The organism is Kitasatospora sp. NPDC057965, assembly GCF_042887135.1.
Lineage (GTDB): Bacteria > Actinomycetota > Actinomycetes > Streptomycetales > Streptomycetaceae > Kitasatospora.
This window is the reverse complement of the sequence record NZ_JBHVPZ010000012.1, coordinates 198,708-222,952: the sequence shown is the minus strand read 5'-3', so window position 1 is coordinate 222,952 and position 24,245 is coordinate 198,708. Positions and strand designations below refer to the sequence as shown.

General features: G+C 75.0%; 16 protein-coding genes and 1 pseudogene. 12 read left to right on the top strand and 5 right to left on the bottom strand.

All coding sequences use genetic code 11. The annotated features are described in order from the left end of the window. Positions 1 to 123 precede the first annotated feature (123 nt). The 7 genes and pseudogenes from ACFVVU_RS18160 to ACFVVU_RS18130 all read left to right on the top strand — a co-directional run bounded on the left by ACFVVU_RS18160 (position 124) and on the right by ACFVVU_RS18130 (position 11,277). Complete coding sequence (locus tag ACFVVU_RS18160) at positions 124 to 1,914, top strand: protein kinase (RefSeq protein ID WP_387790852.1); 1,791 nt, start codon at positions 124 to 126, stop codon at positions 1,912 to 1,914. A gap of 128 nt (positions 1,915 to 2,042) precedes the next feature. Continuing rightward, positions 2,043 to 3,686: a succinic semialdehyde dehydrogenase gene (locus ACFVVU_RS18155; protein ID WP_387790850.1), complete on the top strand. Its 1,644-nt coding sequence runs from the start codon at positions 2,043 to 2,045 to the stop codon at positions 3,684 to 3,686. Positions 3,687 to 3,746: 60 nt separating this feature from the next. Further along, the gene (locus tag ACFVVU_RS18150) at positions 3,747 to 5,537 is read left to right on the top strand and encodes a GMC oxidoreductase (RefSeq protein WP_387790848.1); all 1,791 of its coding nucleotides are present in this window, start codon (positions 3,747 to 3,749) and stop codon (positions 5,535 to 5,537) included. Positions 5,538 to 5,935: 398 nt separating this feature from the next. After that, positions 5,936 to 7,369, top strand: coding sequence for a hypothetical protein (locus ACFVVU_RS18145; RefSeq protein WP_387790846.1), 1,434 nt, complete (start codon positions 5,936 to 5,938; stop codon positions 7,367 to 7,369). Between the two features lie 1,042 nt (positions 7,370 to 8,411). Next, positions 8,412 to 10,007, top strand: coding sequence for a glutamine-hydrolyzing GMP synthase (gene guaA, locus ACFVVU_RS18140; RefSeq protein WP_355358489.1), 1,596 nt, complete (start codon positions 8,412 to 8,414; stop codon positions 10,005 to 10,007). Positions 10,008 to 10,215: 208 nt separating this feature from the next. Then, positions 10,216 to 10,788: pseudogene (locus tag ACFVVU_RS18135) on the top strand (DoxX family protein); the annotation flags it as partial. A 48-nt stretch (positions 10,789 to 10,836) separates the two neighbouring features. After that, a complete protein-coding gene (locus tag ACFVVU_RS18130; protein ID WP_380685644.1) occupies positions 10,837 to 11,277 on the top strand; it encodes a ubiquinol-cytochrome c reductase iron-sulfur subunit in 441 nt (146 codons plus the stop codon). Here ACFVVU_RS18130 and ACFVVU_RS18125 read toward each other — a convergent pair. Together ACFVVU_RS18125 and ACFVVU_RS18120 are read right to left on the bottom strand one after the other, a co-directional pair. Then, complete coding sequence (locus tag ACFVVU_RS18125) at positions 11,274 to 11,516, bottom strand: hypothetical protein (protein WP_380685639.1); 243 nt, start codon at positions 11,514 to 11,516, stop codon at positions 11,274 to 11,276. The genes ACFVVU_RS18130 and ACFVVU_RS18125 overlap by 4 nt on opposite strands. After that, positions 11,513 to 13,060 (bottom strand): PspC domain-containing protein, encoded by a 1,548-nt coding sequence (locus ACFVVU_RS18120; RefSeq protein WP_387790844.1) that lies wholly within the window; start codon positions 13,058 to 13,060, stop codon positions 11,513 to 11,515. The genes ACFVVU_RS18125 and ACFVVU_RS18120 overlap by 4 nt, the downstream gene beginning before the upstream one ends. 274 nt (positions 13,061 to 13,334) lie before the next feature. On the opposite strand from ACFVVU_RS18120, the gene ACFVVU_RS18115 reads away from it, so the two are divergent. The 3 genes from ACFVVU_RS18115 to pcrA all read left to right on the top strand — a co-directional run bounded on the left by ACFVVU_RS18115 (position 13,335) and on the right by pcrA (position 18,135). Then, positions 13,335 to 14,675 carry a PspC domain-containing protein gene (locus ACFVVU_RS18115; RefSeq protein ID WP_380685641.1) on the top strand — a complete coding sequence of 447 codons (1,341 nt, stop codon included), beginning with the start codon at positions 13,335 to 13,337 and terminating at the stop codon, positions 14,673 to 14,675. Continuing rightward, a complete protein-coding gene (locus tag ACFVVU_RS18110) occupies positions 14,668 to 15,345 on the top strand; it encodes a response regulator transcription factor (RefSeq protein WP_355358501.1) in 678 nt (225 codons plus the stop codon). Before ACFVVU_RS18115 ends, ACFVVU_RS18110 begins: the two co-directional genes overlap by 8 nt. Positions 15,346 to 15,426: 81 nt before the next feature. Continuing rightward, positions 15,427 to 18,135 (top strand): DNA helicase PcrA, encoded by a 2,709-nt coding sequence (gene pcrA, locus ACFVVU_RS18105; protein ID WP_387790842.1) that lies wholly within the window; start codon positions 15,427 to 15,429, stop codon positions 18,133 to 18,135. A gap of 37 nt (positions 18,136 to 18,172) precedes the next feature. Here the strand turns inward: pcrA and ACFVVU_RS18100 are convergent, their stop codons facing one another. Further along, positions 18,173 to 19,042, bottom strand: coding sequence for a M23 family metallopeptidase (locus ACFVVU_RS18100; RefSeq protein ID WP_387790841.1), 870 nt, complete (start codon positions 19,040 to 19,042; stop codon positions 18,173 to 18,175). Positions 19,043 to 19,344: 302 nt separating this feature from the next. Here ACFVVU_RS18100 and ACFVVU_RS18095 point away from each other — a divergent pair, with 302 nt between their 5' ends. Then, positions 19,345 to 19,752: a cobalamin B12-binding domain-containing protein gene (locus tag ACFVVU_RS18095; RefSeq protein ID WP_355358936.1), complete on the top strand. Its 408-nt coding sequence runs from the start codon at positions 19,345 to 19,347 to the stop codon at positions 19,750 to 19,752. 114 nt (positions 19,753 to 19,866) lie between these two features. Here the strand turns inward: ACFVVU_RS18095 and ACFVVU_RS18090 are convergent, their stop codons facing one another. Both ACFVVU_RS18090 and ACFVVU_RS18085 read right to left on the bottom strand, forming a co-directional pair. Next, positions 19,867 to 21,483, bottom strand: coding sequence for a DUF5691 domain-containing protein (locus ACFVVU_RS18090; RefSeq protein WP_387790839.1), 1,617 nt, complete (start codon positions 21,481 to 21,483; stop codon positions 19,867 to 19,869). Between the two features lie 111 nt (positions 21,484 to 21,594). Next, positions 21,595 to 22,920 carry an SWIM zinc finger family protein gene (locus ACFVVU_RS18085; RefSeq protein WP_387790837.1) on the bottom strand — a complete coding sequence of 442 codons (1,326 nt, stop codon included), beginning with the start codon at positions 22,918 to 22,920 and terminating at the stop codon, positions 21,595 to 21,597. A gap of 189 nt (positions 22,921 to 23,109) precedes the next feature. On the opposite strand from ACFVVU_RS18085, the gene ACFVVU_RS18080 reads away from it, so the two are divergent. Beyond that, the gene (locus tag ACFVVU_RS18080; RefSeq protein WP_380685956.1) at positions 23,110 to 24,204 is read left to right on the top strand and encodes an AAA family ATPase; all 1,095 of its coding nucleotides are present in this window, start codon (positions 23,110 to 23,112) and stop codon (positions 24,202 to 24,204) included. Positions 24,205 to 24,245 lie beyond the last annotated feature (41 nt).

Here is a 24,245-nt window from a genome sequence, read left to right as displayed (position 1 = left end):
GGGGGAGGAGCGGGGCGCTTAATGTGTCCGTGGGATTTGTTCGATTCAGCGGTCTGCACCGAGTGGTCTGCGCCGGGCCCTCCGTCGCGGTGACGGCAGGTGGATGAGGGGGAGCGGTCGCGGATGGGCGCGCAGGACCGGCCGGAGTCGGCCGAGGCGGAGCGGCTGCTGGCCGGGCGCTACGAGTTGGGCGAGCGGCTGGGCCGCGGCGGGATGGGCACGGTGTGGCGGGCCCGGGACCGGATGCTGGACCGTGAGGTCGCGGTCAAGGAGCTGACCGTCAACCACCTCCCCGAGGAGGAGCTGCAGATCCTGCACGCCCGGATGAAGCGGGAGGCTGCCGCGGCCGCCCGGATCAAGCACCCCGGCGTGATCACCGTGCACGACGTGCTGGAGCAGGACGGCCGGCCGTGGATCGTCATGGAGCTGGTCGACGGCCGCTCGTTGGCCGACGTGATCAGCCAGGACGGCACGCTGCCGCCGCGCGCCGCCGCCGAGGTGGGCGGCCAGGTGCTGGCCGCGCTGCACCGGGGCCACCAGCTGGGCGTGCTGCACCGGGACGTGAAGCCGGCCAACGTGCTGCTGGAGCACGGGACCGGGCGGGCGGTGCTGCTGGACTTCGGCATCGCGACCTACGAGGGCTCGGCCGAGCTGACCCGGCCGGGCGACCTGGTCGGCTCGCCGGACTACCTGGCGCCGGAGCGGGCGCAGGGCGAGCGGCCGGGCCCGGCCTCCGACCTGTGGGGGCTCGGCGCGACGCTGTACGCGGCGGTGGAGGGCGACTCGCCGTTCCGCCGCACCTCGCCGCTGACCACGCTGGCCGCGGTGGTCGGGGACCCGCTGCCGGAGCCGCGCCGGGCCGGGCCGCTGGGGCCGGTGCTGGCCGCGCTGATGGCCAAGGACCCGGAGGACCGGCCGACCGCGGACGAGGCGGCCCGGATGCTGGCGGAGGTGCAGGCCGGGCACACCATCGGGTTCAAGCCGGTCACGCCGGTGCGGATACCCACCCAGACGGTGCCGGTGGTGGACCGGTCGGGCGAAGCGGGCCAGCCAGGCGAGCCGGGCGGGCCGGAGCGGCCGGACGGGTCGGGCGAGGTGGCCGGGCGGCCCGCCGAGGGGCCGGAGGCGGTCACCGTGCCGCGGACGGCGGCCGCCGTGGCCGAGGAGTCGCCGGCGGTGCCGTCCGTCGGGGCGGACCCGGTGCGGGAGCCCGTCGAAGGGGCGCCCGCCGGCCCGGTCGCGCCGGTGGTGTACCCCGATGCGCCGGTGCGCGGGCCGGCCAGGCGCCGGCGAGTGCTGCTGGTCCTGGCGGTCGCGCTGGCGGTGCTGGCCGCCGGGGTCGTCGCCGGGGTGTTCTACCTGAGGGGACGGCACGGCGGGCCGGACGCGGACGTGGTCAAGCCGGCCCCGACCGTGGCCGAGCCTCAGCCGACCGGACCCGGCGACGGCACGCCCGCGCCGCCCGTCGGCTACCGCTGGGTGGACGACCCGGCCGGCTTCCGCTTCCCGCTGCCCGCGACCACCCCGGTCTGGCAGCGCAGCAGCACGTCCGACAACCAGATCTACTACAGCCCCGACAACAAGGTGCACTACCTGCAGTTCGCGGTCACCGTGGGCCAGTCGGTCCGGCCGCTGGAGCACATGCGGCAGATGGAGAGCACCGTCTCCTCGCTCAAGGACTACAAGCAGCACAAGCTGACCAGCGTCGCGGTGAACGGCCACGAGGCGGCGGTCTGGGAGTTCAGCTACCTGGCCAAGGAGGGCGGTCGCCGGCGGGCGATCGAGGCCGAGTTCATCGACAAGGACGGCACCAGCTACGCGATCTACTCGTCCAGCCCGGAGCGGGGCACCGAGTGGAACGAGGCCGAGCAGCGCTTCAACGCGGTGCTGCACTACTTCACGCCGACCCGCTGATCCGCCGACCCGCTGATCCGCTGATCCACTGACCGGCCGACCTGCCGGATCCGACGGGGCCGCCGGCCGTCCGTTTTGTTGTTACCGACGGGTACCGAACCGGGCGCCGAGCGCCTAGGCTGCGCCCTATGACGGACCTCACAGCAGCTGCCACGGCCAACGACCCCGCCGGCACCGGCGCGCCGGGCCGCAATCCCGCCGCGCCCGGCGGCGGGCGCACCGTCGCCTCGGCCGTGCCGCCGTCCCTGGTCGCCCGCCTCGCCGCCGGGATCACCGCCACCGGCGAGCCCAGCGTGGTGGAGACGGTCGCCCCGCTGACCGGCGAGCGGCTGGCCGGCCTGCCGCAGTCCACCCCGGCGGACGTCGAGGTCGCCTTCGAGCTGGCCCGGCGCGCCCAGCCGGCCTGGGCCGCGCTGCCGGTCCGCCGTCGCGCCGCCGTCCTGCTGCGCTTCCACGACCTGCTGCTCAAGCGGCAGGACGAGGTGCTCGACCTCGTCCAGGCGGAGACCGGCAAGGCCCGGCTGCACGCCTTCGAGGAGGTCATGGCCGTCGCCATCGCCGCCCGTCACTACGGCCGCCGCGCCCCCGTGTACCTGCGCGACAAGCGGCACCTCGGCGCGGTGCCGCTGCTCACCCAGGCCGTCGAGGCCCGCCGCCCCAAGGGCGTGGTCGGCCACATCTCGCCGTGGAACTACCCGCTGGAGCTGTCGGTCGGCGACGCCCTGCCGGCCTTCGTGGCCGGCAACGCGGTGGTCAACAAGCCGGACACGCAGACCGCGCTGACCGCGCTCTGGGCCCGCGAGCTGCTGATCGAGGCCGGGCTGCCGGCCGACCTGTGGCAGATCGTGATCGGCGACGGCCCGGTGATCGGCCCGGCCGTGGTCGAGCACGGCGACTACGTCTCGTTCACCGGCTCCACCCGCACCGGCCGCGACGTCGCCCGGCGCGCCGCCGGGCGGCTGGTCGGCGCCTCGCTCGAACTCGGCGGCAAGAACGCCATGCTGGTGCTCGCCGACGCCGACCTCGACCGGGCCGCCGAGGGCGCCGTCCGGGCCTGCTTCTCCTCGGCCGGCCAGCTCTGCATCTCGATCGAGCGGCTGCTGGTGCACCGCTCGGTGGCCGACGAGTTCCTCGCCAAGTTCGCCGCCCGCACCCGCGCGCTGCGGCTCGGCGGCGGCCTCGCGTACGGGGCCGACATGGGCTCGCTGGTCTCCTCCCGGCAGCTGGAGACCACCACCCGGCACGTCGAGGAGGCGGTCAAGGCCGGTGCCACCGTGGTGGCCGGCGGCCGGGCCCGGCCGGACCTCGGCCCGTTCTTCTTCGAGCCGACCATCCTGGACGGCGTCACCCCGGACATGGCGGTGTGCGGCGAGGAGACCTTCGGACCGGTGGTCTCCGTCTACCGCTTCGACACCGAGGAGGAGGCGGTCGCCGCCGCCAACTCCACCCCGTACGGCCTCAACTCCAGCATCTGGACCGGGGACGTCCGGCGCGGCCGGGCGGTCGCGGCCCGGCTGCGCACCGGCACGGTCAACGTCAACGAGGCCTACGGCGCGGCGTACGGCTCGGCCGGCTCGCCGATGGGCGGCATGGGCGACTCCGGGCTCGGCCGGCGGCACGGCGCCGAGGGCATCCTGCGGTTCACCGAGGCGCAGACGATCGCGAGCCAGCGGCTGCTGCCGCTCGCGCCGGCGCTCGGCCAGGACGACCGGCAGTACGCGGCGATGATGACCGCCGGGCTGCGGATGCTGAAGGCCCTGCGCGTCAGGTAGCCCGCCCGGCGGCAGCCGGTTACCCCGTTTCGTGGACGACTTCCGAAGGAGCAGTGGCAGATGGTGGGTTCGGCTGAGGACCGGGAGTTCGACTACGACGTGGTGGTGGTCGGCTCCGGTTTCGGCGGCTCGGTCTCGGCGCTGCGACTGACCGAGAAGGGCTACCGGGTCGCCGTCCTGGAGGCCGGGCGCCGCTTCGACCGCGACGAGCTGCCCAGGAACTCGTGGGACGTGGCCAACTACCTGTGGGCGCCGAAGCTCGGCCTCTACGGCATCCAGCGCATCCACCTGCTGGCCAATGTGATGATCCTGGCCGGCGCGGGGGTCGGCGGCGGCTCGCTGAACTACGCCAACACCCTGTACGTGCCGCCGAAGGCGTTCTTCGAGGACCGTCAGTGGCGCCACATCACCGACTGGCAGGAGGAGCTGGCGCCGTTCTACGACCAGGCGCGGCGGATGCTCGGGGTGCGGCTCAACCCGACCGTCACCCCGTCCGACGTCCACCTGCGGGCCGCCGCCGAGCGGATGGGCGTCGGCGACACCTTCCACATGGCGCCGGTCGGGGTCTTCTTCGGCGACGGCCAGGACGGCGACGGCACGGCGAAGGCGGCGCCCGGCGCCGAGGTGGCGGACCCGTACTTCGGCGGCGCGGGCCCGGCCCGCCGGGCCTGCGTCGAGTGCGGCGAGTGCATGACCGGCTGCCGGCACGGCGCCAAGAACATGCTCACCGAGAACTACCTGTACCTGGCCGAGCGGGGCGGCGCCGAGATCCACCCGCTCACCACGGTGGCCCGGATCCGCGAGCGGGACGGCGGCTTCGCGGTGGACGTCCGGCGCACCGACGGCCGCTCGACCACCGACCCGGTGAAGGCCGGGGCGCGGACCATCACCGCCGCCCGGGTGGTGGTCGCGGCCGGCACCTACGGCACCCAGACCCTGCTGCACCGGATGCGCGCGGCCGGCCACCTGCCCCGGATCTCCGCCCGGCTCGGCGAGCTGACCCGGACCAACTCCGAGGCGCTGGTGGGCGCGCAGACCACCGACCGGCGGTACGGCGCCCGCGCGGACTTCACCAAGGGCGTGGCGATCACCTCCTCGATCCACCCGGACGAGAACACCCACATCGAGCCGGTCCGCTACGGCAAGGGCTCCAACGCGATGGGCGCGCTGTCGATCGCCCAGGTCCGGGGCGGCGGACGGGTCCCGCGCTGGCTGCGCTACCTCGGCAACTCGGTCAAGCACCCGGTGAACTTCGCCCGCTCGATGAACCAGCACCGCTGGTCCGAGAAGACAATCATCGGCCTGGTGATGCAGTCGCTGGACAACTCGATCACCGTCTCGCTGAAGGAGAAGGGCCTCGGGAAGGGAGCGCTGACCTCCAGCCAGGGCCACGGCACCCCCAACCCGACCTGGATCCCGGCCGCCGAGCGCGGGGCCCAGGCGCTCGCCGACGAGATCAACGGCTTCCCCGGCGGCAGCGTCGGCGAGATCTTCGACATCCCGATGACCGCGCACTTCCTCGGCGGCTGCCCGATCGGCGACTCCCCGCTGACCGGCGTGGTCGACCCCTACCACCGGCTCCACGGGCACCCCGGGATCAGTGTGGTGGACGGTGCGGCGGTCTCCGCCAACCTCGGCGTCAACCCCTCGCTGACCATCACGGCGCAGGCCGAACGCGCCATGTCGATGTGGCCCAACAAGGGCGAGCCGGACACCCGCCCGGCGCCCGGCGAGCAGTACCGCCGGGTCGCCCCGGTCCGGCCCGCCGCCCCGGCGGTGCCGGCCGACGCGTTCGGCGCGCTGCGGCTGCCGCTGCTGGCGGTGCCGGAGGTGCCGAAGAAGCAGGCCTGACCCCGCGCCGCCGGGGCGCCGCCCGGATCCGGGAATGTCCCGGGTGTGTCCCGAGAACGCCCGGCGGCGCGTGAGCGGTTGACAGCCGTCCGTACCCGGTGGGAGAAAGGGGCGCCCTGGGGGACCAGGAGATCGTTCGTTCGGACGGGGGGACGCGGTCCATGGCCATCTGCGCATCCTGCGGCGCGGCGTCGGCACAGGGAGCGCTCGGCTGCGCGTCCTGCGGGCGGCCGTTGGTGCCGCCACCCGCCCTGCCGCCGCCTCCGCCGTCGTCGGCGCCGCCGCCCCCGCCGTCCGTGCCGCCCGCCGTGCCACCGTTCCCGGGGACGCCGGGGACGGGAACCGCGGGCCCCTGGGGCGCCGGCCGGCGGTACGACCCGGCCGCGCACCGGCCTGCCGTGCTCCTCTGGCTGACCGGTGCCGACTGGCGCCCGGCGCTGCGCGCGGTGGTCGCGCCCACCGCCGTGCTGCTGCTGGCCGCGCTGGTGGTGGCGATCCCGGGGGAGTTCTTCCCCTACACCTCCGTCCTCGACCACCCCTCCTACAGCACGCGCTTCGGCACCGCGCTGGCGATCGTCCTCGGCGCGCTCGGCGCGCCGTTCCGCCTGGACGCGAGCCCCGGCGGCCCGGTCGAACTCGTGCGGGGCAGCGCGGTACTGGTGCGTGCCGTCCCGCTGACCGTCACCGGGCTGTGGCTGCTCGCGCTCTGGCTCGGCCTGCGGATCGGGGCGCGCCGCGGGCAGGAGCTCACCGGCGAGCAGCAGACCCGCCGGCAGGCGACCGGCGAGGCCGTGCGCACCGCCGTGGTCGCGGCCGCGGTGACCGTGCTGCTCGGCCTGGTCGGCGGCGCCGGCTGGCAACCGGGCGGTCGCTTCGACGTGGACGCGGACTTCGGGACGCTCAGGCAGGTCAGCTACGAGTCCTCGGCCGGCTGGGTCGAGGCGGCCGGCTGGACGGCGCTGCTCGCCGGGCTGCTCGCCTTCGCGGTGTACGGCACGGACGCGCTGCGCTGGGCGGCCTGGCGCAACCGGGCGGTGCGCGGCTGGGCGGTCGCCGGGCTGGCGGCCGGCCGTGCGCTGGCGGTCTCGGTCGGCCTGGCGTCGGTGGCCGGTCTCGTGGTGGTCGCCGTGCTGAGCGGCGACGAGGGCGTCGGCGGCGAACCGACCGCCACCGCGACGGCCTTCCTGCCCAACGTCGGCCTGATGCTGCTCGGGCTGGGCTCCGGGGCGACCTTCCGGACCAGCAGCGAGGTGCCGGACGCCGGCGATTCGGACTGGTACCCGGACCGCAGTGACGTCGACGAGTACTCCTTCTTCGACCTGCACGGCGCGAGCGGCGACTGGCGCTGGACCGGGCTGCTCGCGCTGGCCGCCGCCGCGGTGCTCGGCTGGACGGCGTACCGGCGGCGGCTGGACGCCGCCGACCGGCTCCGGCTGGCGCTGGTGTACGGGGTGGGGCTCAGCCTGCTGATGGTGGTGTCCGGGATGCTGAGCTCGTCGAGGGCCACCGCCCGCGACCTCGGCCTCGGCGAGGGCGCCGAGTTCGAGACCGCGATCTCCCTGGTGCCCTGGACGCTGCTGGTGGCCAATCTGGTCTGGGCGGCGGTCGGCGCGCTGGCGGTGCCGCGGCTGCTGGCGGCCCGCGACGGCCGGACGGAGGGGGCGTCGGCGAAGGTGCCGGCGCAGTCCGAGCGGGACCTGCCCGACTTCCCCGACGGCTCACCGGTCGTCTCGGAGGTGATCGGCTCGGGCGACACCCAGTGGGCCGCCGCGCGGCGCCCGGAGGACGACGGGCCGGTGGACCCCAGCGTCTGGAGCCGTCGGCCGGAGTAGCGGTCCGGATCAGCCGTCCGGCCCCGGACAGGGCAAAGGGCCCCGCGGGGGAACGGGGCCCTTTGTCGCTCAGCACTCGGCGTCAGGGCCGCGCCGGTGCTGGATGACGGCGCCGGGGGAGGAGCGCCGTCCGGACGGTTGGCTCGACGTGCCGTGCGCCACCGCTCCGGCGGGGATGGGCCGGCGCGCGCGGGCGCACAGTGCCGCGGCGGCGGTCCGGCGCGCAGGCCGGCATCGGACCATCGCTCACGGAGCGTGAGGTGATAATCGTTGCCACCGTGGGTCTCGGCGGCACCGGGACGGGACTCCACAGGTAGCCCGTCGGCCACCGGGAGAACCTCTTCCATGCAGCATCGTCCTGGACGAAGGGCTTGCTCTGCAACCGATTCGGCATGATTCGGTACAGGGCGTTTCCGGCCGGGCCGATGGCCGGCCCGGGTCGGGCCCGCCGTGCGGGGGTGCCGCGGGGGTCGGCGCCGGGGCGGCGCCGGGACGGCGACGATGATCACGGTGCGTAATGATGCTGGCCGGAGCGCACAAGGACGTGCGCAGCGGCGCGGGGACGGCGGGCGGGGTGCGCCGGTCCCGCGGCGGGTGCGGCGGCCGGCCCCGGGCGTCCCCGGCGGCCGGCCGCCCCACCTCCTGCCCCGGTCGCGGCCGGGTTCGCTGTCCCCTGCTGGCCGGCCGCAGCACCCGCGCGCGGTCCCACGGCGCGCCGCTCCCCGGCCGGGGCCGGTTCTCCGCGACGGCGCCACGCGCGCCGGTGGACTGGGGGTGAGCTCCACGCGTGGTCCTGCAGTGCCCGTACGGAGGCGCCCTGGCCGGGGCGGGGCGACGCGTCTGGTGGGCGCGGCGCGGTCGTACGGTCCGCCCGGAGCAACGAACCGGCGCCCGTGCCGGTCACGGTCCCCGGGGCGGGCAGACGAGTGAAACCGGCCAGCCCGGTAGACTCGATGGCAGACCCCCGCCCGTCGCACTCCGCGCACCCTCCGTAGGGCGTGCCACGCGCGACACCTTTCGTACCGCTGCCGGAAGGCCGTCTGTGTCCTCTGCTACTCCCGTCCAGTCCGTACCTGAGACCGACACCGTCCTGGTCGTCGACTTCGGTGCCCAGTACGCCCAGCTCATCGCCCGTCGGGTGCGTGAGGCCCGGGTCTACAGCGAGATCGTGCCGAGCAGCATGCCGGTCGCCGAGATGCTCGCCAAGAACCCGAAGGCGATCATCCTCTCCGGCGGTCCCTCGTCGGTCTACGAGGAGGGCGCGCCGCAGCTCGACCGTGCGATCTTCGAGGCCGGCGTGCCGGTCTTCGGCATGTGCTACGGCTTCCAGCTGATGGCCACCGTGCTCGGCGGCACCGTCGACAACACCGGCGCCCGGGAGTACGGCCGCACCCCGCTGACCGTCTCGCGCACCGGCTCGACCCTGTTCGAGGGCGTTCCGGCGCAGCACTCGGTGTGGATGTCGCACGGCGACGCCTGCTCCGCGGCCCCCGAGGGCTTCACCGTCACCGCCTCCACCGACGTGGTGCCGGTCGCGGCCTTCGAGAACGACGAGGCCCGCCTCTACGGCGTCCAGTACCACCCCGAGGTGCTGCACTCCGACCACGGCCAGCAGGTCCTGGAGCACTTCCTCTACCGCGGCGCCGGCCTGGCCCCCACCTGGACCACCGGCAGCGTGGTCGAGGAGCAGGTCGCGGCGATCCGCGCCCAGGTCGGCAACAAGCGCGCCATCTGCGGCCTGTCCGGCGGCGTGGACTCGGCGGTCGCCGCCGCCCTGGTCAACAAGGCCATCGGCGACCGGCTCACCTGCGTCTACGTCGACCACGGCCTGATGCGCAAGGGCGAGACCGAGCAGGTCGAGAAGGACTTCGTGGCCGCCACCGGCGTGCAGCTGAAGGTCGTCGACGCGCAGGAGCGCTTCCTCGACGCGCTGAAGGGCGTCAGCGACCCGGAGGAGAAGCGCAAGATCATCGGCCGGGAGTTCATCCGGGTCTTCGAGCAGGCGCAGGCCGAGATCATCGCCGAGGCCGGCGAGCACGGCGAGTCGGTCGACTTCCTCGTCCAGGGCACCCTGTACCCGGACGTGGTGGAGTCCGGCGGTGGCGAGGGCACCGCCAACATCAAGTCCCACCACAACGTCGGAGGGCTGCCCGAGGACCTCCAGTTCGCGCTGGTCGAGCCGCTGCGCAAGCTGTTCAAGGACGAGGTCCGGATGGTCGGCCAGGAGCTCGGCCTGCCGGAGGAGATCGTCCAGCGCCAGCCGTTCCCGGGCCCGGGCCTGGGCATCCGGATCGTCGGCGAGGTCACCAAGGAGCGCCTGGACCTGCTGCGCGACGCCGACGCGATCGCCCGCGAGGAGCTGACCGCGGCCGGCCTGGACCGTGAGATCTGGCAGTGCCCGGTGGTCCTGCTCGCGGACGTCCGCAGCGTCGGCGTCCAGGGCGACGGCCGCACCTACGGTCACCCGATCGTGCTGCGCCCGGTGTCCTCCGAGGACGCCATGACCGCCGACTGGTCGCGCCTGCCGTACGACGTGCTGGCCCGCATCTCCACCCGCATCACCAACGAGGTCCGCGACGTCAACCGCGTCGTGCTGGACTGCACCAGCAAGCCGCCGGGCACCATCGAGTGGGAGTGAGCACTCCCCGCCCCGGCCGGCCCTGACCGGTTCCGAACACCCGCGCCGCCGCCCCCGTACCAGGGGTCGGCGGCGCGGGTGTTCGTCGTCGGCCCACCAGCGGACTCCGCGCCCCCGGGTGGGCCCTCCCACCGAAAGCGGCCACGAGCGGGCAGAATGCGTCCGGACCTGTCAGGCGGTGACGGGCCGGTGAGGGAAGGTGTGGGGAATGGCGGAGGCCAGCAGCTCCGTGGCGGCCGGGACCGTCGGCGACGGCACGGCAGGACCGCCTCCGGGCACCCAGGACGGACCGGGCCCGACGGGCACCACCGGACGGATCGCCGGGTGGAAGGCGGCCGGCTCACGCCTGGCGCTGCTGCCGCTGCGGATCTTCCTCGGCGTCACCTTCGTCCACGCCTCGCTCGACAAGCTCTCCGACAGCCACTACCTGGCCGGGGCCGGCGACCCCGCCTCGTTCGTCTCGCAGACCCGGGCCGTCAAGGGCTCCAGCCCGATCGACTTCCTGCTCGGCCCGGCGCTGTCCCACCCCACCCCGTTCGCCCTGCTGGTCGCCTTCGGCGAACTCGCGGTGGGCCTGGGCACCCTGATCGGCCTCTGGGGCCGGCTCGCCGCCGCCGGCGGGGCGCTGATCAGCCTCACCCTCTGGCTCACCGTCAGCTGGAGCGTCACGCCGTACTACCTCGGCAACGACCTCGCCTACCTGATGGCCTGGACGCCGCTGGTACTGGCCGGCACCCCGTACCTCTCGGTGGACGGCTACCTCGCCCGGCGCTCCGCCCGGGACCGCCTGCGCGGTCTGCACGAGGACCACGTCCGGCGCCGGGCCCTGATGGACGGCGGCCTCGCGGCCGTCGCCCTGGGCGGCGCCGGACTGCTCACCGGCTCGCTGACCGCCACCTTCGGGCGGGACAAGCCCACCGCGAAGGCCCAGCGGCCGACCGCCCCGGCACCGGCCGGCGCGCCGGTGACGGTGGACGCGGCGAGCGTCCCGGTCGGCGGCTCGGCCCAGGTCAAGGACCCGGCCAGCGGCGACGCGGTCTACCTGGTGCAGCCCAAGGCCGGTCAGTACTGCGGATTCTCCTCGGTCTGCACGCACTCCGGCTGCGCGGTCGACGCGCCGAAGAACGGTCAGCTGTACTGCCCCTGCCACGGCTCCCGGTTCGACGCGGCCACCGGCGCGGTGGTGAACGGCCCGGCCACCAAGCCGCTGCCGAAGTACCGGGTCACCAAGGAGGGCGACAAGCTGCACCTGGGCCCGCTGGAGAGCTAGCGTCCTGAGTGGAGCTGGTGTCCCGGGTCCTGCCCGGGTTCCTCCGGCCGGGAGCGGCGTACCGCCGCCGCCACCGCCCCGGCCAGGCCGCCCAGGCCCAGCACGATGAAGGTCACCGGGATGATGATCCGGCCGTTGACCGAGACGTCGTTCACCGCCGCCACCAGGTAGAGCACCGCGATCGCGGTGAACAGCCCCCCGGCGATCAGCGAGAACAGGTCGAGCTGGTGCTTCCTCACTGCTGGACCACCTTGATGTTGCCGAGCCCGACCCTCAGCGTGAGGTCGAGCGTGCCCTTGGATTCCTGTCCGTTCACCGGGAGCAGCTGGTAGGTGCGGTTCCCCGGGCCGTCGTCGTAGCCCTCGCGGCCCGTGACGCGGACCTCGACCAGGCCGATCTCGCTGCGCACGTTGACCGTCACGTCCGTCGGCACCGTCACGGTCAGATCGCCGGCGCCCAGCTCGGCCGTGGTGGCCAGGGTCGTGCCGGCCGGGTCGACCCCGCTGAGGTTCAGGCGCAGCGTGCCGACCCCCAGCGTGTACTTCGGCTGCAGCTCGGCGGCCGTGGCGACGGTCCAGGTGCGGTCGCCGGCCACGTTCCGGGTGGTGACCGAGGAGCCGCCGATCGCCGTCAGCGCGACGGTGAGCAGCAGACCGGGGACGACCAGCCGGCGGGCCCGGCCGAACTTGGCGCCGAGCACCAGGGTCAGCCCGATCACCAGCAGCGCGGTGGCCAGCACGCTGCCGGCCCGTACGGTGGCCCCGCCGTTGTTCGAGGCCGACCAGACGGCGCTGGCCGCGCCCACCGCCAGCAGCAGGCCGATCAGGCCGAGCGGGGAGCGCTCGCGCCGGTGCACCACCACGGGCGGGCGCGGCGGGGCCGGCGGGACCGGGCCGGCCTCCTTGCGCAGCGGGTCGCCCTGCGGCAGGTCGGTCCGCTGCCACCACGGCTGGGCCGGGGCGCCGGGCGGCGGGGTCGGGGTGCCGTAGGGCGGGGTCGGCGCGGTGCCGCCGTACGGGTTGCGCTCGGGGTGGCGCGGGTCCCACAGGTAGCCGGACGGGCCGGCGTGCGGGGTGTCGGCGGGGACGGTGCCGGCCTCGCGCGCGGCGGCGTGCCGGGCGCGCGCCTCCTCGGCCGCGGCCGGCTCCTCGGGCGGCCAGCGGTAGCCGCTCGTGGCGGCCGTGGCGGGGTCGGCGGCGGGTCCGGCCTCCGGGAAGTAGCGGTCGTACGGGCCGCCCGGCCGCCCGCCGTCCCCGTAGCCGTGGCCGTGGCCGTGACCGTGGCCGTGGTGCCGGCGGCGGCCGCGGATCCGGCCGCCGCGCCGGCGCTCCGGGTCGTAGCGGACGGCCAGGAAGACCAGCCCGGCGAGCAGCAGCAGCGGGAACAGCTGGCCGCCGTCGCCCATCGAGGAGAAGAAGACGCCGGTGCCGATCACCGTCAGGAGCACCGCCCCGACCGACTGGCCGTCGACCCGGCCGGTGAGCACCCGCTGGAGCTCGGTGCGGCCGGAGCGGGTGCCGCCCTTGCCGTCCGCGCCCGGCTCGGTCGGCACGATCAGCCAGGCGAGGCCGTACAGGAACAGTCCGAGGCCGCCGGAGAGGCAGAGCACCACCGTCACGACGCGGAACACCACCGGGTCGATGTCCAGGTGCCGGCCGAGGCCGCCGCAGACGCCGGCCACCACGCGGTGGTGCTCGGCCCGGGTCAGCGGCGGTCGGTCCGGCGCAGGCGGGGCGCTCGTCCCGGCCTCGTGGAGCTCCTCTGCGCGGTGGTCTTCGGTCATGCCCACCATCCTGGTGGCTGTCGGACCCCCCGCCCAACCGGTCCCGCCCCTGCTCGGACCCTGACTTGTCCCTGATAAGCGTCAGGGTCCCTGCGGGGCCACACCCTGATGCGTCCGGGCCCGCCCGCGTGGAACCATCGGTGCCGTGGCAGCACCCGGTTCCGACTCCCGTCCCCTCGCCCCCGAGCCCGCACCGCCCGGGGGCGGCGACCCGTCCGCGCCCGGCGACGCGAAGCCGCCCTACCGCCGGCTGTACCGCAGCCCGCAGGGGCGGATGCTCGGCGGTGTGGCGCACGGGCTCGCCGTGCACCTCGGACTGCCCGTCAGCTGGGTGCGGATCGCCTTCGTGGTGCTGTTCTTCGCGCAGGGGCTCGGCGGGCTGCTCTACGCGGCCTTCTGGTTCGTGGTGCCGATCGGCATCGGCGAGCCGCGGGTCGGCGCGCACTGGGTGTACGTCAACGGCTCCTTCGTCCCGGTCGGCTCCTGGCAGGTGGGCGGCGGCGGGGAGCTGAGCAAGGGCGCAGGCCGGCGCGGCGGGTGGATCGGCCGGCTGCGCGAGGTGCTGCAGCACGCCCTGCGGGGCGAGCCGGTCGAGGCCGGTGAGGGGGCCGGCGCGTCGGGCACCGCGGCCTCCGGCCAGCGGCCGGGCGGGCTGGGCCAGCTGGCCGCGCTGGTGATGCTGGTGATCGGCGTGATCGCCCTGCTCAACGCGTTCAACGTGCAGACCGCCAAGCCGTACAGCTGGCCGCTGCTGGCGATCGGCGTCGGCGTGGCGCTGGTCTGGCGGCAGGCCGACGACTCGCGCTGGCAGCGCTGGTTCGGCCTGGAGGAGGGCGAGAAGCGGCGCGGCGCCTACACCCGGGTCGGCGCGGGCGTGCTGCTGGTGGTGGCGGGCATCATCGCCTTCCTCGCCACCCAGGGCGGCGGCTCGACGATCGGCTCGGTGATCGAGGCCTCGCTCGCGGTGCTCGCCGGTGTGCTGGTGCTGGTCGGGCCGTACGCGCTGCGGATGTGGCAGGACCTCGGCGCCGAGCGCACCGCCCGCATCCGCGCCCAGGAGCGCGCCGAGATCGCCGCCCATGTGCACGACTCGGTGCTGCACACGCTGACCCTCATTCAGCGCCGCGCCGAGGACCCCAAGGAGGTGCTGCGCCTCGCCCGGGCCCAGGAGCGCGAACTGCGGCTGTGGCTCTACCGCCCGGAGGCGGTCGCCGAGCAGGCGCCGGACACCATGGCGGAGAGCCTGCGCGCGGTGGTCGCCGAGGTCGAGGACCGGCACGGCGTCCCGGTCGAGGTGGTGATCGTCGGCGACTGCCCGATGGACGAGCGGATCGCGGCCCAGATGCAGGCCGCGAGGGAGGCGACCGTCAACGCGGCCAAGTACGGTGGCGGGGGACCGGTCCAGGTCTACGCCGAGGTCGAGGGGAGGACCGTGATGGTGTTCGTCCGCGACCACGGCCCGGGCTTCGACCCGGACACGGTGCCCGAGGACCGGATGGGCGTACGCGAGTCGATCCTCGGCCGCATGAAGCGCAACGGCGGCACCGCACGGGTGCGGCCCGCGCCGGACGGCGGGACCGAGGTCGAGCTGGAGATGGAGAGAGCGAATGACTGAGGCAGCGCCGGAGCGCCGCGCGCGGGTCGTCCTGGTCGACGACCACCGGATGTTCCGGACGGGGGTACGGGCGGAGATCGGGCGCACCGAGGCGACCGGCATCGACGTGGTCGGCGAGGCCGACGACGTGGAGTCGGCGGTCCGGGTGGTCGCCGAGACGCGGCCCGACGTGGTGTTGCTGGACGTCCACCTGCCCGGTGGCGGTGGCGTCGAGGTGCTGCGCCGCTCGGCCGGGCTGATGGGCGACCCCGGGGGAGTGCGCTTCCTGGCGCTCTCGGTGTCCGACGCGGCGGAGGACGTGATCGGCGTGATCCGCGGCGGTGCCCGCGGCTACGTCACCAAGACGATCACCGGGACCGACCTGGTCGACGCGATCTTCCGGATCTCCGACGGGGACGCCGTCTTCTCGCCCCGGCTGGCCGGCTTCGTGCTGGACGCCTTCGCGGCCACCGACACCCCGCCGGTGGACGAGGACCTGGACCGGCTCACCCAGCGCGAGCGCGAGGTGCTGCGGCTGATCGCCCGCGGCTACGCGTACAAGGAGATCGCCAAGCAGCTGTTCATCTCGGTCAAGACGGTGGAGAGCCACGTCTCGGCGGTGCTGCGCAAGCTCCAGCTGAGCAACCGGCACGAGCTGACCAGGTGGGCCACCGCACGCCGGCTGGTCTGACCCGGGTGTCCCGCGGGTCCGCCCGGTTCCGTCAAGGGCCGGGCGGGCTTGTCGGCGGGTGGCCATAGACTCGTCAGTGCCATGAGTAGCCTCTTTGACGACCTCCCGCTCCCCGGTTTCGAGGCCCCCGCCGCCGGGTCGAAGCAGCCCGCGCCGCCGATCGACGAGGAGCCGCCGCCGTACGGGGACGACGACGTCCCGTACGACGCCTACGAGGAGGCGATCCCGGACGGGCTCTTCCAGACCGACCACGCGGCCGAGGCCGCGCGGGACGCCTGGTACCGCAACGGCGCCGCCCGCCCGGTGATCGACCCGGCCGCGCTGCTGGAGGGCATGAACGACCCGCAGCGCGAGGCCGTGCTGCACGCCGGCTCGCCGCTGCTGATCGTGGCCGGCGCCGGCTCCGGCAAGACCAGGGTGCTGACCCACCGGATCGCCCATCTGCTGGGCGCGCGCGGGGTGCAGCCGGGCGAGATCCTGGCGATCACCTTCACCAACAAGGCCGCCGGCGAGATGCGCGAGCGCGTCGAGCAGCTGGTCGGCCCGCGCGCCCGGGCGATGTGGGTCTCCACCTTCCACAGCGCCTGCGTGCGGATCCTGCGGCGCGAGTCCAAGCTGCTCGGCTTCACCTCGTCGTTCTCGATCTACGACTCGGCCGACTCGCAGCGGCTGATGGCGCTGGTCTGCCGCGACCTCGACCTGGACCCGAAGCAGTTCCCGCCGAAGTCCTTCACCGCCAAGGTCAGCAACCTCAAGAACGAGCTGATCGACGAGGAGACCTACGCCGACCAGGCGGCCAACCCGACGGAGAAGAAGCTCGCCGAGGCGTACTTCCTCTACCAGCGGCGGCTGCGCGAGGCCAACGCCCTCGACTTCGACGACATCATCATGACGACGGTGAACCTGCTCCAGGCCTTCCCCGACGTCGCGGAGCACTACCGGCGGCGGTTCCGGCACATCCTGGTCGACGAGTACCAGGACACCAACCACGCCCAGTACACGCTGGTCCGCGAGCTGAGCGGCGGCGCGGCGGCGCACGCCCCGAAGCGCACCGTCGACGGCGACTACGTCGACCCGGCGGCCGGCCGGCTCGCCGAGGTGCCGCCCGCCGAGCTGTGCGTGGTCGGTGACGCGGACCAGTCGATCTACGCCTTCCGCGGCGCGACGATCCGCAACATCCTCCAGTTCGAGGAGGACTACCCGAACGCCACCACGATCCTGCTGGAGCAGAACTACCGCTCCACCCAGACCATCCTGAGCGCGGCCAACGCCGTCATCGAGCGCAACGCCAACCGGCGCGAGAAGAAGCTCTGGACGGCCGGCGAGGACGGCGAGAAGGTCGTCGGCTACGTCGCGGACGACGAGCACGGCGAGGCCCAGTTCATCGCCGACGAGATCGACCGGCTCACCGACGCGGGTGCGGCCAGGCCCGGCGACGTCGCGATCTTCTACCGCACCAACGCGCAGTCCCGTGTCTTCGAGGAGGTGTTCATCCGGGTCGGCCTGCCGTACAAGGTGGTCGGCGGGGTGCGCTTCTACGAGCGCAAGGAGGTCAAGGACGTCCTGGCCTACCTGCGGGTGCTGTCCAACCCGGAGGACACCGTGCCGCTGCGCCGGATCCTCAACGTGCCCAAGCGCGGCATCGGCGAGCGGGCCGAGGCGATGATCGACGCGCTGGCCGCGCGCGAGCGGATCTCCTTCGCGCAGGCGCTGCGGCGGGTCGACGAGGCGTACGGCATGGCCGCGCGCTCGGCGAACGCGGTGAAGAAGTTCAACGCGCTGATGGCCGGGCTGCGCCAGGTCGTCGAGTCCGGCGCGGGCCCGGCCGCGGTGCTGGAGGCGGTGCTGGAGGAGACCGGCTACCTGGGCGAGCTCCAGGCGTCGACCGACCCGCAGGACGAGACCCGGGTGGAGAACCTCCAGGAGCTGGCCTCGGTCGCCCTGGAGTACGAGCAGGACCCGGGCGAGCGGCCGGACGCGGGCGAGGACGGCGCGCCGCCGGTCGGCTCGCTGGCCGACTTCCTGGAGCGGGTGGCGCTGGTCGCCGACTCCGACCAGCTCCCGGATGCGAAGCAGTACGGGACCGAGGGAGGAAGCCCGGACGAGGACGAGGAGGGGCAGGGCGTCATCACGATGATGACCCTGCACACCGCCAAGGGCCTGGAGTTCCCGGTGGTCTTCCTGACCGGCATGGAGGACGGCATCTTCCCGCACATGCGGGCGCTCAACCAGGTCAAGGAGCTGGAGGAGGAGCGGCGCCTCGCGTACGTCGGGCTGACCCGGGCGCGGCAGCGGCTCTACCTGACCAGGTCGGTGCTGCGCAGTGCCTGGGGTCAGCCGTCGTACAACCCGGCCTCGCGGTTCCTGGAGGAGATCCCGGAGCCGCTGGTGGAGTGGAAGCGCACGGGGGCGGCTTCGGCGCCGGCCTCGCGCGGGTTCGGCTCGGGGTCCTCCTGGGGCGGACGGTCCTCGGGCGGTTCGGGCGGTTCGGGCGGCTCCGGGGGCTCGTCGTTCGGCGGCGGGTCCTCGCGGGGCGGATCCTCGCGCGGTTCGTCGGCCGCGGCCTCGCCGAAGGCGGGCTGGGGGCAGTCGGCGCGGCGCTCGGGCGCGGCGGTGGAGCGCGAGGTGGTCGCGCTGGCGGTCGGTGACCGGGTCACCCACGACACCTTCGGGCTGGGCACCGTGGTGGCCACCACGGGGGCCGGCGACAAGGCGCAGGCCACGGTGGACTTCGGCTCGGAGGGGCGCAAGCAGCTGCTGCTGCGCTACGCGCCGGTGGAGAAGCTGTAGGGCGTGTCTCGTGGTGGTTCGGCCCGCGCCGGCTGTGTCAGCGCGGGTCGAGCCCCTGGGCGAGGAACCAGGGCAGCGGGTCGACCGGGGCACCGCCGTCGGCCGGGCGGATCTCCAGGTGCAGGTGCGGGCCGGTGCTGTTGCCGCTGCTGCCCACGAAGGCGATGAGGTCGCCGGCCTTCACCGTGCCCTTGCGGATCTTGTACGAGCGCAGGTGGCAGTACCAGACCTCGGTGCCGTCGGCGGTCTTGAGGATGGTCATGTAGCCGTACGACGGGTTCCACTGGGTGCGGATGGTGCCGTCGGCCACGGCCATCACCTGGGTACCGCCGTCCACCGGGAAGTCGACGCCGGTGTGGCGCTTGGCCCAGTGGGTGCCGGCCGCGCCGAACACCTCGCCGAGGCCGTGCTGGGCGACCGGCATCGCGATCGCGGGGCGCGCCGGCGCCGGGGCCTGGTCGGGGGCCGTGGTGTTCGCCTGCGCGACCGGCTGGCCGGTCTGGCCGCCCTGCCCGTTCTGCCCGTTCTGCCCGGCGTCGGGTGTGCCCTGGGTGCCGGCGAGCGGCTGACGGGCGTCGCCGCGGGAGGCCTGGGCGGTCTCCCCGGCGGCCAGTGCCTGCTGGGCGGCCTGGGCGGCCTCGCTGTGTGCGACGTCGGGGGAGTCGGCGGCGGTGGCCTGCTCGGGGACCCGCCCGGCGGCCTGGGCGCGCTGCTGGTCGGCCTCGCCCTGGACGGTGACGGCCGCCGCGGCGGCGACGCCGAGCGCGGCCACCGAGGGCAGCGCGACCCGCAGCAGCGCCGTGCGGGTGGCGGCCTTGGCGGCGTCGCGGCGCTGGGACCGGGACTGCTCGCGGGCGGCGAGGCGCAGTTCCGCACGGGTCGGACGGGCGGCTGCTTCGGGAGCCATCGCGGCTGCCTCCTCAGGTGGCCTCGGGCGCGTCGTCGGGCGGGGGCTAAACGAACGAGACTGTAGCCGGAAGCCGGACGTCCGGACAAAAGTCCGTATGTCAAGGGGCTGGGGCTGTGCGGTTGCGGGGTAGAACAGGGGAGGGGCGACGGGCGGTCTGTGATTTTGCCCTCGTCTTGAGGGGTGGGGCCGCCAACCAGGGCGGGTGGCGCTACCCTCCCCTCAATTGGTTATTGCTCGTTAACCTCGCCCGTGCCCACAAGGTCCGGTGGGGGATGGACGACGAGGTCCGGGAGGCAGTGATGGGTGTGTCAGGGCCGATCCGCGTGGTGGTCGCCAAGCCGGGGCTGGACGGTCACGACCGCGGCGCCAAGGTCATCGCGCGCGCCCTGCGCGACGCCGGTATGGAGGTCATCTACACCGGCCTGCACCAGACGCCGGAGCAGGTGGTCGACACCGCGATCCAGGAGGACGCGGACGGCATCGGGCTGTCGATCCTGTCCGGGGCGCACATGACGCTCTGCGCGCGGGTGCTGGAGCTGCTGAAGGAGCGTGACGCCGAGGACATCAAGGTCTTCTGCGGCGGGATCATCCCGGACGAGGACATCGTCGAGCTGAAGGCGATGGGCGTCGCCGACATCTTCACCCCGGGCACGCCGACCACCGAGGTGGTCGCCTGGGTCGAGGCCAACCTGCGGGCCGCCGGCTGACGGCTGCCGAACGCGCGGTCGCCGTACACGCGACCGCCGAACGCACGGCCGCCGACGGGGCCGGTGCCCGACACGTCGTCCGGCACCGGCCCCGTCGGCGTTCCGGGCCGCCGCTCAGGCCGCCAGTTCGGCGAGCATCGCCGCACGGAAGCGCAGCGTCCCGGCCAGCCGGGTGAAGGTCTCGCCCCAGGCGGTGGCGGTCGCGGCCCCGGCGGCCAGCTCCTCGACCGCCCCGGCGCTGTCCGGGGAGAGCGCGCGCTCGGTCATGCCGAGCACCCCGCTGTGGCTCCACGGGTAGGCACCGGAGGAGGCGGCCCGGGCCAGGGCCTCGACCACCGCGGTGGACAGCGGCGGCGTCCACGGGGTGGCGCAGGCGCCGAGCAGTTGGAAGGCGTCGCCGAGGCCGTGCGCCTCGATGAAGGCGGCCGTCCAGGCGGCCCGTTCGGCGGGCGGGAGCACCGCGAGCAGCTTGGCGGGGGCGCCCGTGGCGCGGGCGGCGCGCCCGGGGCCGGGGACGGGCGCGGGGCCGAGCAGGGCGCGCGCCCAGGCGGCGTCGTGCTGGCGGACGGCGGCCCGGGCCCAGGCCTCGCGCAGATCGTCGGCCCAGGTGCTGCTGGTCTCGTCGATGGCGTCGCCGACCCGCAGGGCGAGCAGCTGTTCGGGCGTCAGGCCGGTGTGCTCGGACCAGAGCGGGAGCGGGGCGGCGGCGATCACCTCGCCGAACCACCAGGCCCGCTCGCCGCGCCCGGTGGGCGACTTGGGCGGTATGCCGTCGCGCTGCATCGCGGGGTCGCAGGCGGTGGGCGGGGTGACCAGCAGATGCGTGCCATGGGTGGAGAGGCGTACGGCCGCGCGGGCGCGCTCGGCCATTCGAGTGGCGAGCGCGGAGCCGGGCAGGGTGGAGAGCAGTTCGGCGGCGGTGGTCCGGACGTTCTTGCTGCGGTCGCCGAGCGCCGCTTCCAGGAAGGGTTCGTCGGCGAGTGAGAGGCCCTCCTGGAGGGCGTCCAGGAACAGCAGCCGGTCCTCGGCGCGCTCGGTGGGCCAGGTGCCGCGCAGCAGGGCCAGGCCGGCCGCCGGGTCGCGGCGGCGGAGCAGGGTGAGATGGGTGACCCGTTCGGCGAACAGGCCCTCGTGCCACAGGTGGTCGCCCTCGGCGGGCGCGCTGCCGGGGGCGGTCGGTGCCTCCGGAACGGTCGGCGGCTCGGGCACGGCCGACGGCTCCGGGGCGGCGCGCTGCACGAACCGCCAGTCCGCGTTGCGCTCGGCGAGCCAGCGGCCGAGCGGGCCGGCCAGCGCGACCGCGTCGGGGCGCAGCTCGCTGCGGGCGCGGGCGGCGTCCAGCAGGGCCGGGACGCTGGCGGCGGGTGCGCGGTAGCCGCGCTCGCGGGCGGTCGCGAGCCACTGCGGGAGCAGTTCGGCGACGTTGGCGAGCGTGCCGCTGCCGCCGCCGCGGGTGGAGAGCAGCAGCGAGAGCCGGCGGGCGGCGGCGGCCGGCAGCTCGGGGCGGGGGTCCTCGGCGGCCGGTCGGCCGGCCGCGGCGGGGGCCGGGGCGGGCAGCGCGCCGGCCCGGCGGCGGACCGTCTCCAGCGCGGCGAGTTCGAGCAGCGCGGTGGCCGGGTCGGCGCGGTCGACGGCGCCGTCGTACGGGGCGGCCGGGCCGGGCGCGGGGAGCGGGCGGCGGTCGGTGCCCAGCAGGGCGGTGGTCTGCAGGGACTCCCAGGGGTCGGGCACGGGGGCCTCCTCCTCCGGTGGAACGGGTGCGGGTGGATGTCGGGGTGGTGGGCGCGCGGGCTCGTCAGGGGTTCGCCGAGGCCCGCCCGGGGCGTGGTTCGGCGGGCCCGCTCAGGCCGTGGTGAGGCCGATCGGGCGGCCGTCCCGCCCCCAGGCGGTGACCGGCGCGAAGCCGCGGTGGCCGTACTCGCCGAAGACGGTGAGCGGGCGGCCGGTGGAGACGGCGGCGAGCCGCCAGAGCGCGGTCTCCGGGACGGCGGCGCGGTGCACCGGGACGGTGTGCCGGCCGTCGGTGAGGTGCCAGCCCTCCTCGGAGAGCACCGGGACGACCTCGGTGAGCACCGTCGGCCAGGCGTCCAGCCACGGGTCGTCGGCCACCGCGGTGCCGTAGCCGGCCACCGCCTCGGCGACGGCCAGGCCGGGCGGCGGGCCGTCGGGCGCGGCCGCGGGGGCGCCGTAGCGGGTGCCGAGCACGGCCCGCAGCGGGCGGGCGCCGGGGTGGTAGGCCAGCTCGGCCTCGACCACCTGGCCGGTGGGCAGGGCGAGTTCGGGAGCCTGCCCGGGCCGGCCGAAGGCGATCAGCAGGGCCGGCCGGCCGGTCTTGGCGCCGCGCAGCCAGAGCCGACGAGTGGTCAGCCGCTCGTCGCCGCCGCCGTCCATGGGCGAGATCCGGCTGCCGAGCACCTGCCAGCGGTCCCGGACGGTCGGGCCGGCCAGCAGCTCGGCGGTCTCGGTGGTGTAGCCGACCCGGGCGCGGACGGTCGCGGCGAGCGGTGCGGGCAGCTCGTCGAGCCGGGTCGCGGCGGTGGCGAGCAGGTGGAGCATCGCGTACTCCGCCAGCAGGCCCTGCTGCGGCACCGCGTCGAGCTCGCGGACCCGGGTGGCCAGACCTGGGGCCTGGGCGTCGACCATGCGGGCCGCGACGTCCTCCCAGGGGCCGGCGGTGGACTGGTCGGCGAGGCCGTGCCGGACCCGGTCGGCGAGCCGCAGCCGCAGCTCGGCGGCGCCGGCCGCGACCCGGGCGGAGCGCTTCTCGGCGCGGCGTCGGGCGGCGGCCGGATCGGCCGGCGCCTCCGCCCGCACCGCCCGCTGCTCGGCCCGCTCCTGGCGGCCCTTCAGCCACTCGGCGGCCCAGTCGACGGGTTCGGCGCCGTCGGGCACCGAGGCGGGCGAGCCGCTCCAGAGCAGCAGCAGCCCCAGGGCGTGCTTGCAGGGGAACTTCCGGCTCGGGCAGCTGCACTGGTAGGCGGGCGTGGCGAGCTCGACGACCGTGCGGTACGGCGTGCTGCCGCTGCCCCTGCACTCGCCCCAGACCGCCGCGCCGTCGGTGCCCGCGGCGGACCAGGGGGCGGGCGCGGAGAGCTTGCCCGCGGCCTTCTGCGAGGCGGCGTCGGGCGCCAGGGACAGGATGTGTTCGGTGCTCCAGCGTTCCTCCATGACCACGACGGTAGGCGGCGGCACTGACATTCGACCCGGCGCCCGGACGGCCCGAACTGAGCGGCGGTCAGGATTGTCAGTGCTCCGGTGCATGGTGGTTTCCGCAGGCCGGGACGCCGACCTGGCTCCCCCCGATCACCCCGTCGCCCGGGCATCCGTGTGCCCGGCGGCCGACCCGAAGGAGCCCCGATGACCGACGTCGCGACCGAGGTCCTGCGGCAGCACGCCGAGGAGGCGTTCGCCGCCGAGCTGTCCGCGCTGGCCGCCCAGGACGACCGCCCGCGCCCGGAGCGCTGGAAGCTCTCCCCGTGGGCCGTCGCCACCTACCTGCTGGGCGGCGAGCTGCCCGACGGCACCGTGATCACCCCCAAGTACATCGGCCCGCGCCGGGTGGTGGAGGTCGCCGTCACCACGCTCGCCACCGACCGGGCGCTGCTGCTGCTCGGCGTGCCCGGCACCGCCAAGACCTGGGTCTCCGAGCACCTCGCCGCGGCGATCAGCGGCGACTCCACGCTGCTGGTGCAGGGCACCGCCGGCACCCCGGAGGAGGCCGTCCGGTACGGCTGGAACTACGCGCAGCTGCTCACCAACGGGCCGAGCCGGGAGGCGCTGGTCCCCTCGCCGCTGATGCGGGCGATGGCGGACGGCCGGATCGCCCGGGTCGAGGAACTGACCCGCATCCCGGCGGACGTGCAGGACAGTCTGATCACCATCCTGTCCGAGAAGACCCTTCCGATCCCGGAGCTGGGCACCGAGACCCAGGCCGTGCGCGGCTTCAACCTCATCGCCACCGCCAACGACCGCGACCGCGGAGTCAACGAGCTGTCCAGCGCGCTGCGCCGCCGCTTCAACACCGTGGTGCTGCCGCTGCCCGGCTCGCTGGAGGAGGAGGTCGAGATCGTCAGCCGTCGGGTCGAACAGCTCGGCCGCTCCCTCCAGCTGCCCGAACTGCCCGGCGGCGCCGAGGAGATCAGGCGCGTGGTGACCGTCTTCCGGGAGCTGCGGGCCGGCATCACCACCGACGGCCGGACCAAGGTGAAGAGCCCCAGCGGCACCCTGTCCACCGCCGAGGCCATCTCGGTGGTCACCAACGGCCTGGCGCTCGCCGCCCACTTCGGCGACGGCGTGCTGCGGGCCGGCGACGTCGCGGCCGGCGTGATCGGCGCGGTGGTCCGCGACCCGGCCGCCGACCAGCAGGTGTGGCGCGAGTACGTCGAGGGCGTGGTGCGCGAGCGCGACGGCTGGAAGGACTTCTACCGCGCCGCCCGTGAGAACGCCCGCTGAACGGCACGGCCGTGCGCCGCACGACGCCGCGCCACATGACC

Bases quoted from the DNA above. Each gene is read 5' to 3' on its own strand.
- ACFVVU_RS18160 (WP_387790852.1), top strand. From the start codon at position 124: ATGGGCGCGCAGGACCGGCCGGAGTCGGCCGAGGCGGAGCGGCTGCTG.
- ACFVVU_RS18155 (WP_387790850.1), top strand. From the start codon at position 2,043: ATGACGGACCTCACAGCAGCTGCCACGGCCAACGACCCCGCCGGCACC.
- ACFVVU_RS18150 (WP_387790848.1), top strand. From the start codon at position 3,747: ATGGTGGGTTCGGCTGAGGACCGGGAGTTCGACTACGACGTGGTGGTG.
- ACFVVU_RS18130 (WP_380685644.1), top strand. From the start codon at position 10,837: ATGGACGGCGGCCTCGCGGCCGTCGCCCTGGGCGGCGCCGGACTGCTC.
- ACFVVU_RS18120 (WP_387790844.1), bottom strand. From the start codon at position 13,060: ATGACCGAAGACCACCGCGCAGAGGAGCTCCACGAGGCCGGGACGAGC.
- ACFVVU_RS18115 (WP_380685641.1), top strand. From the start codon at position 13,335: ATGCTCGGCGGTGTGGCGCACGGGCTCGCCGTGCACCTCGGACTGCCC.
- ACFVVU_RS18110 (WP_355358501.1), top strand. From the start codon at position 14,668: ATGACTGAGGCAGCGCCGGAGCGCCGCGCGCGGGTCGTCCTGGTCGAC.
- pcrA (WP_387790842.1), top strand. From the start codon at position 15,427: ATGAGTAGCCTCTTTGACGACCTCCCGCTCCCCGGTTTCGAGGCCCCC.
- ACFVVU_RS18100 (WP_387790841.1), bottom strand. From the start codon at position 19,042: ATGGCTCCCGAAGCAGCCGCCCGTCCGACCCGTGCGGAACTGCGCCTC.
- ACFVVU_RS18095 (WP_355358936.1), top strand. From the start codon at position 19,345: ATGGGTGTGTCAGGGCCGATCCGCGTGGTGGTCGCCAAGCCGGGGCTG.
- ACFVVU_RS18085 (WP_387790837.1), bottom strand. From the start codon at position 22,920: ATGGAGGAACGCTGGAGCACCGAACACATCCTGTCCCTGGCGCCCGAC.
- ACFVVU_RS18080 (WP_380685956.1), top strand. From the start codon at position 23,110: ATGACCGACGTCGCGACCGAGGTCCTGCGGCAGCACGCCGAGGAGGCG.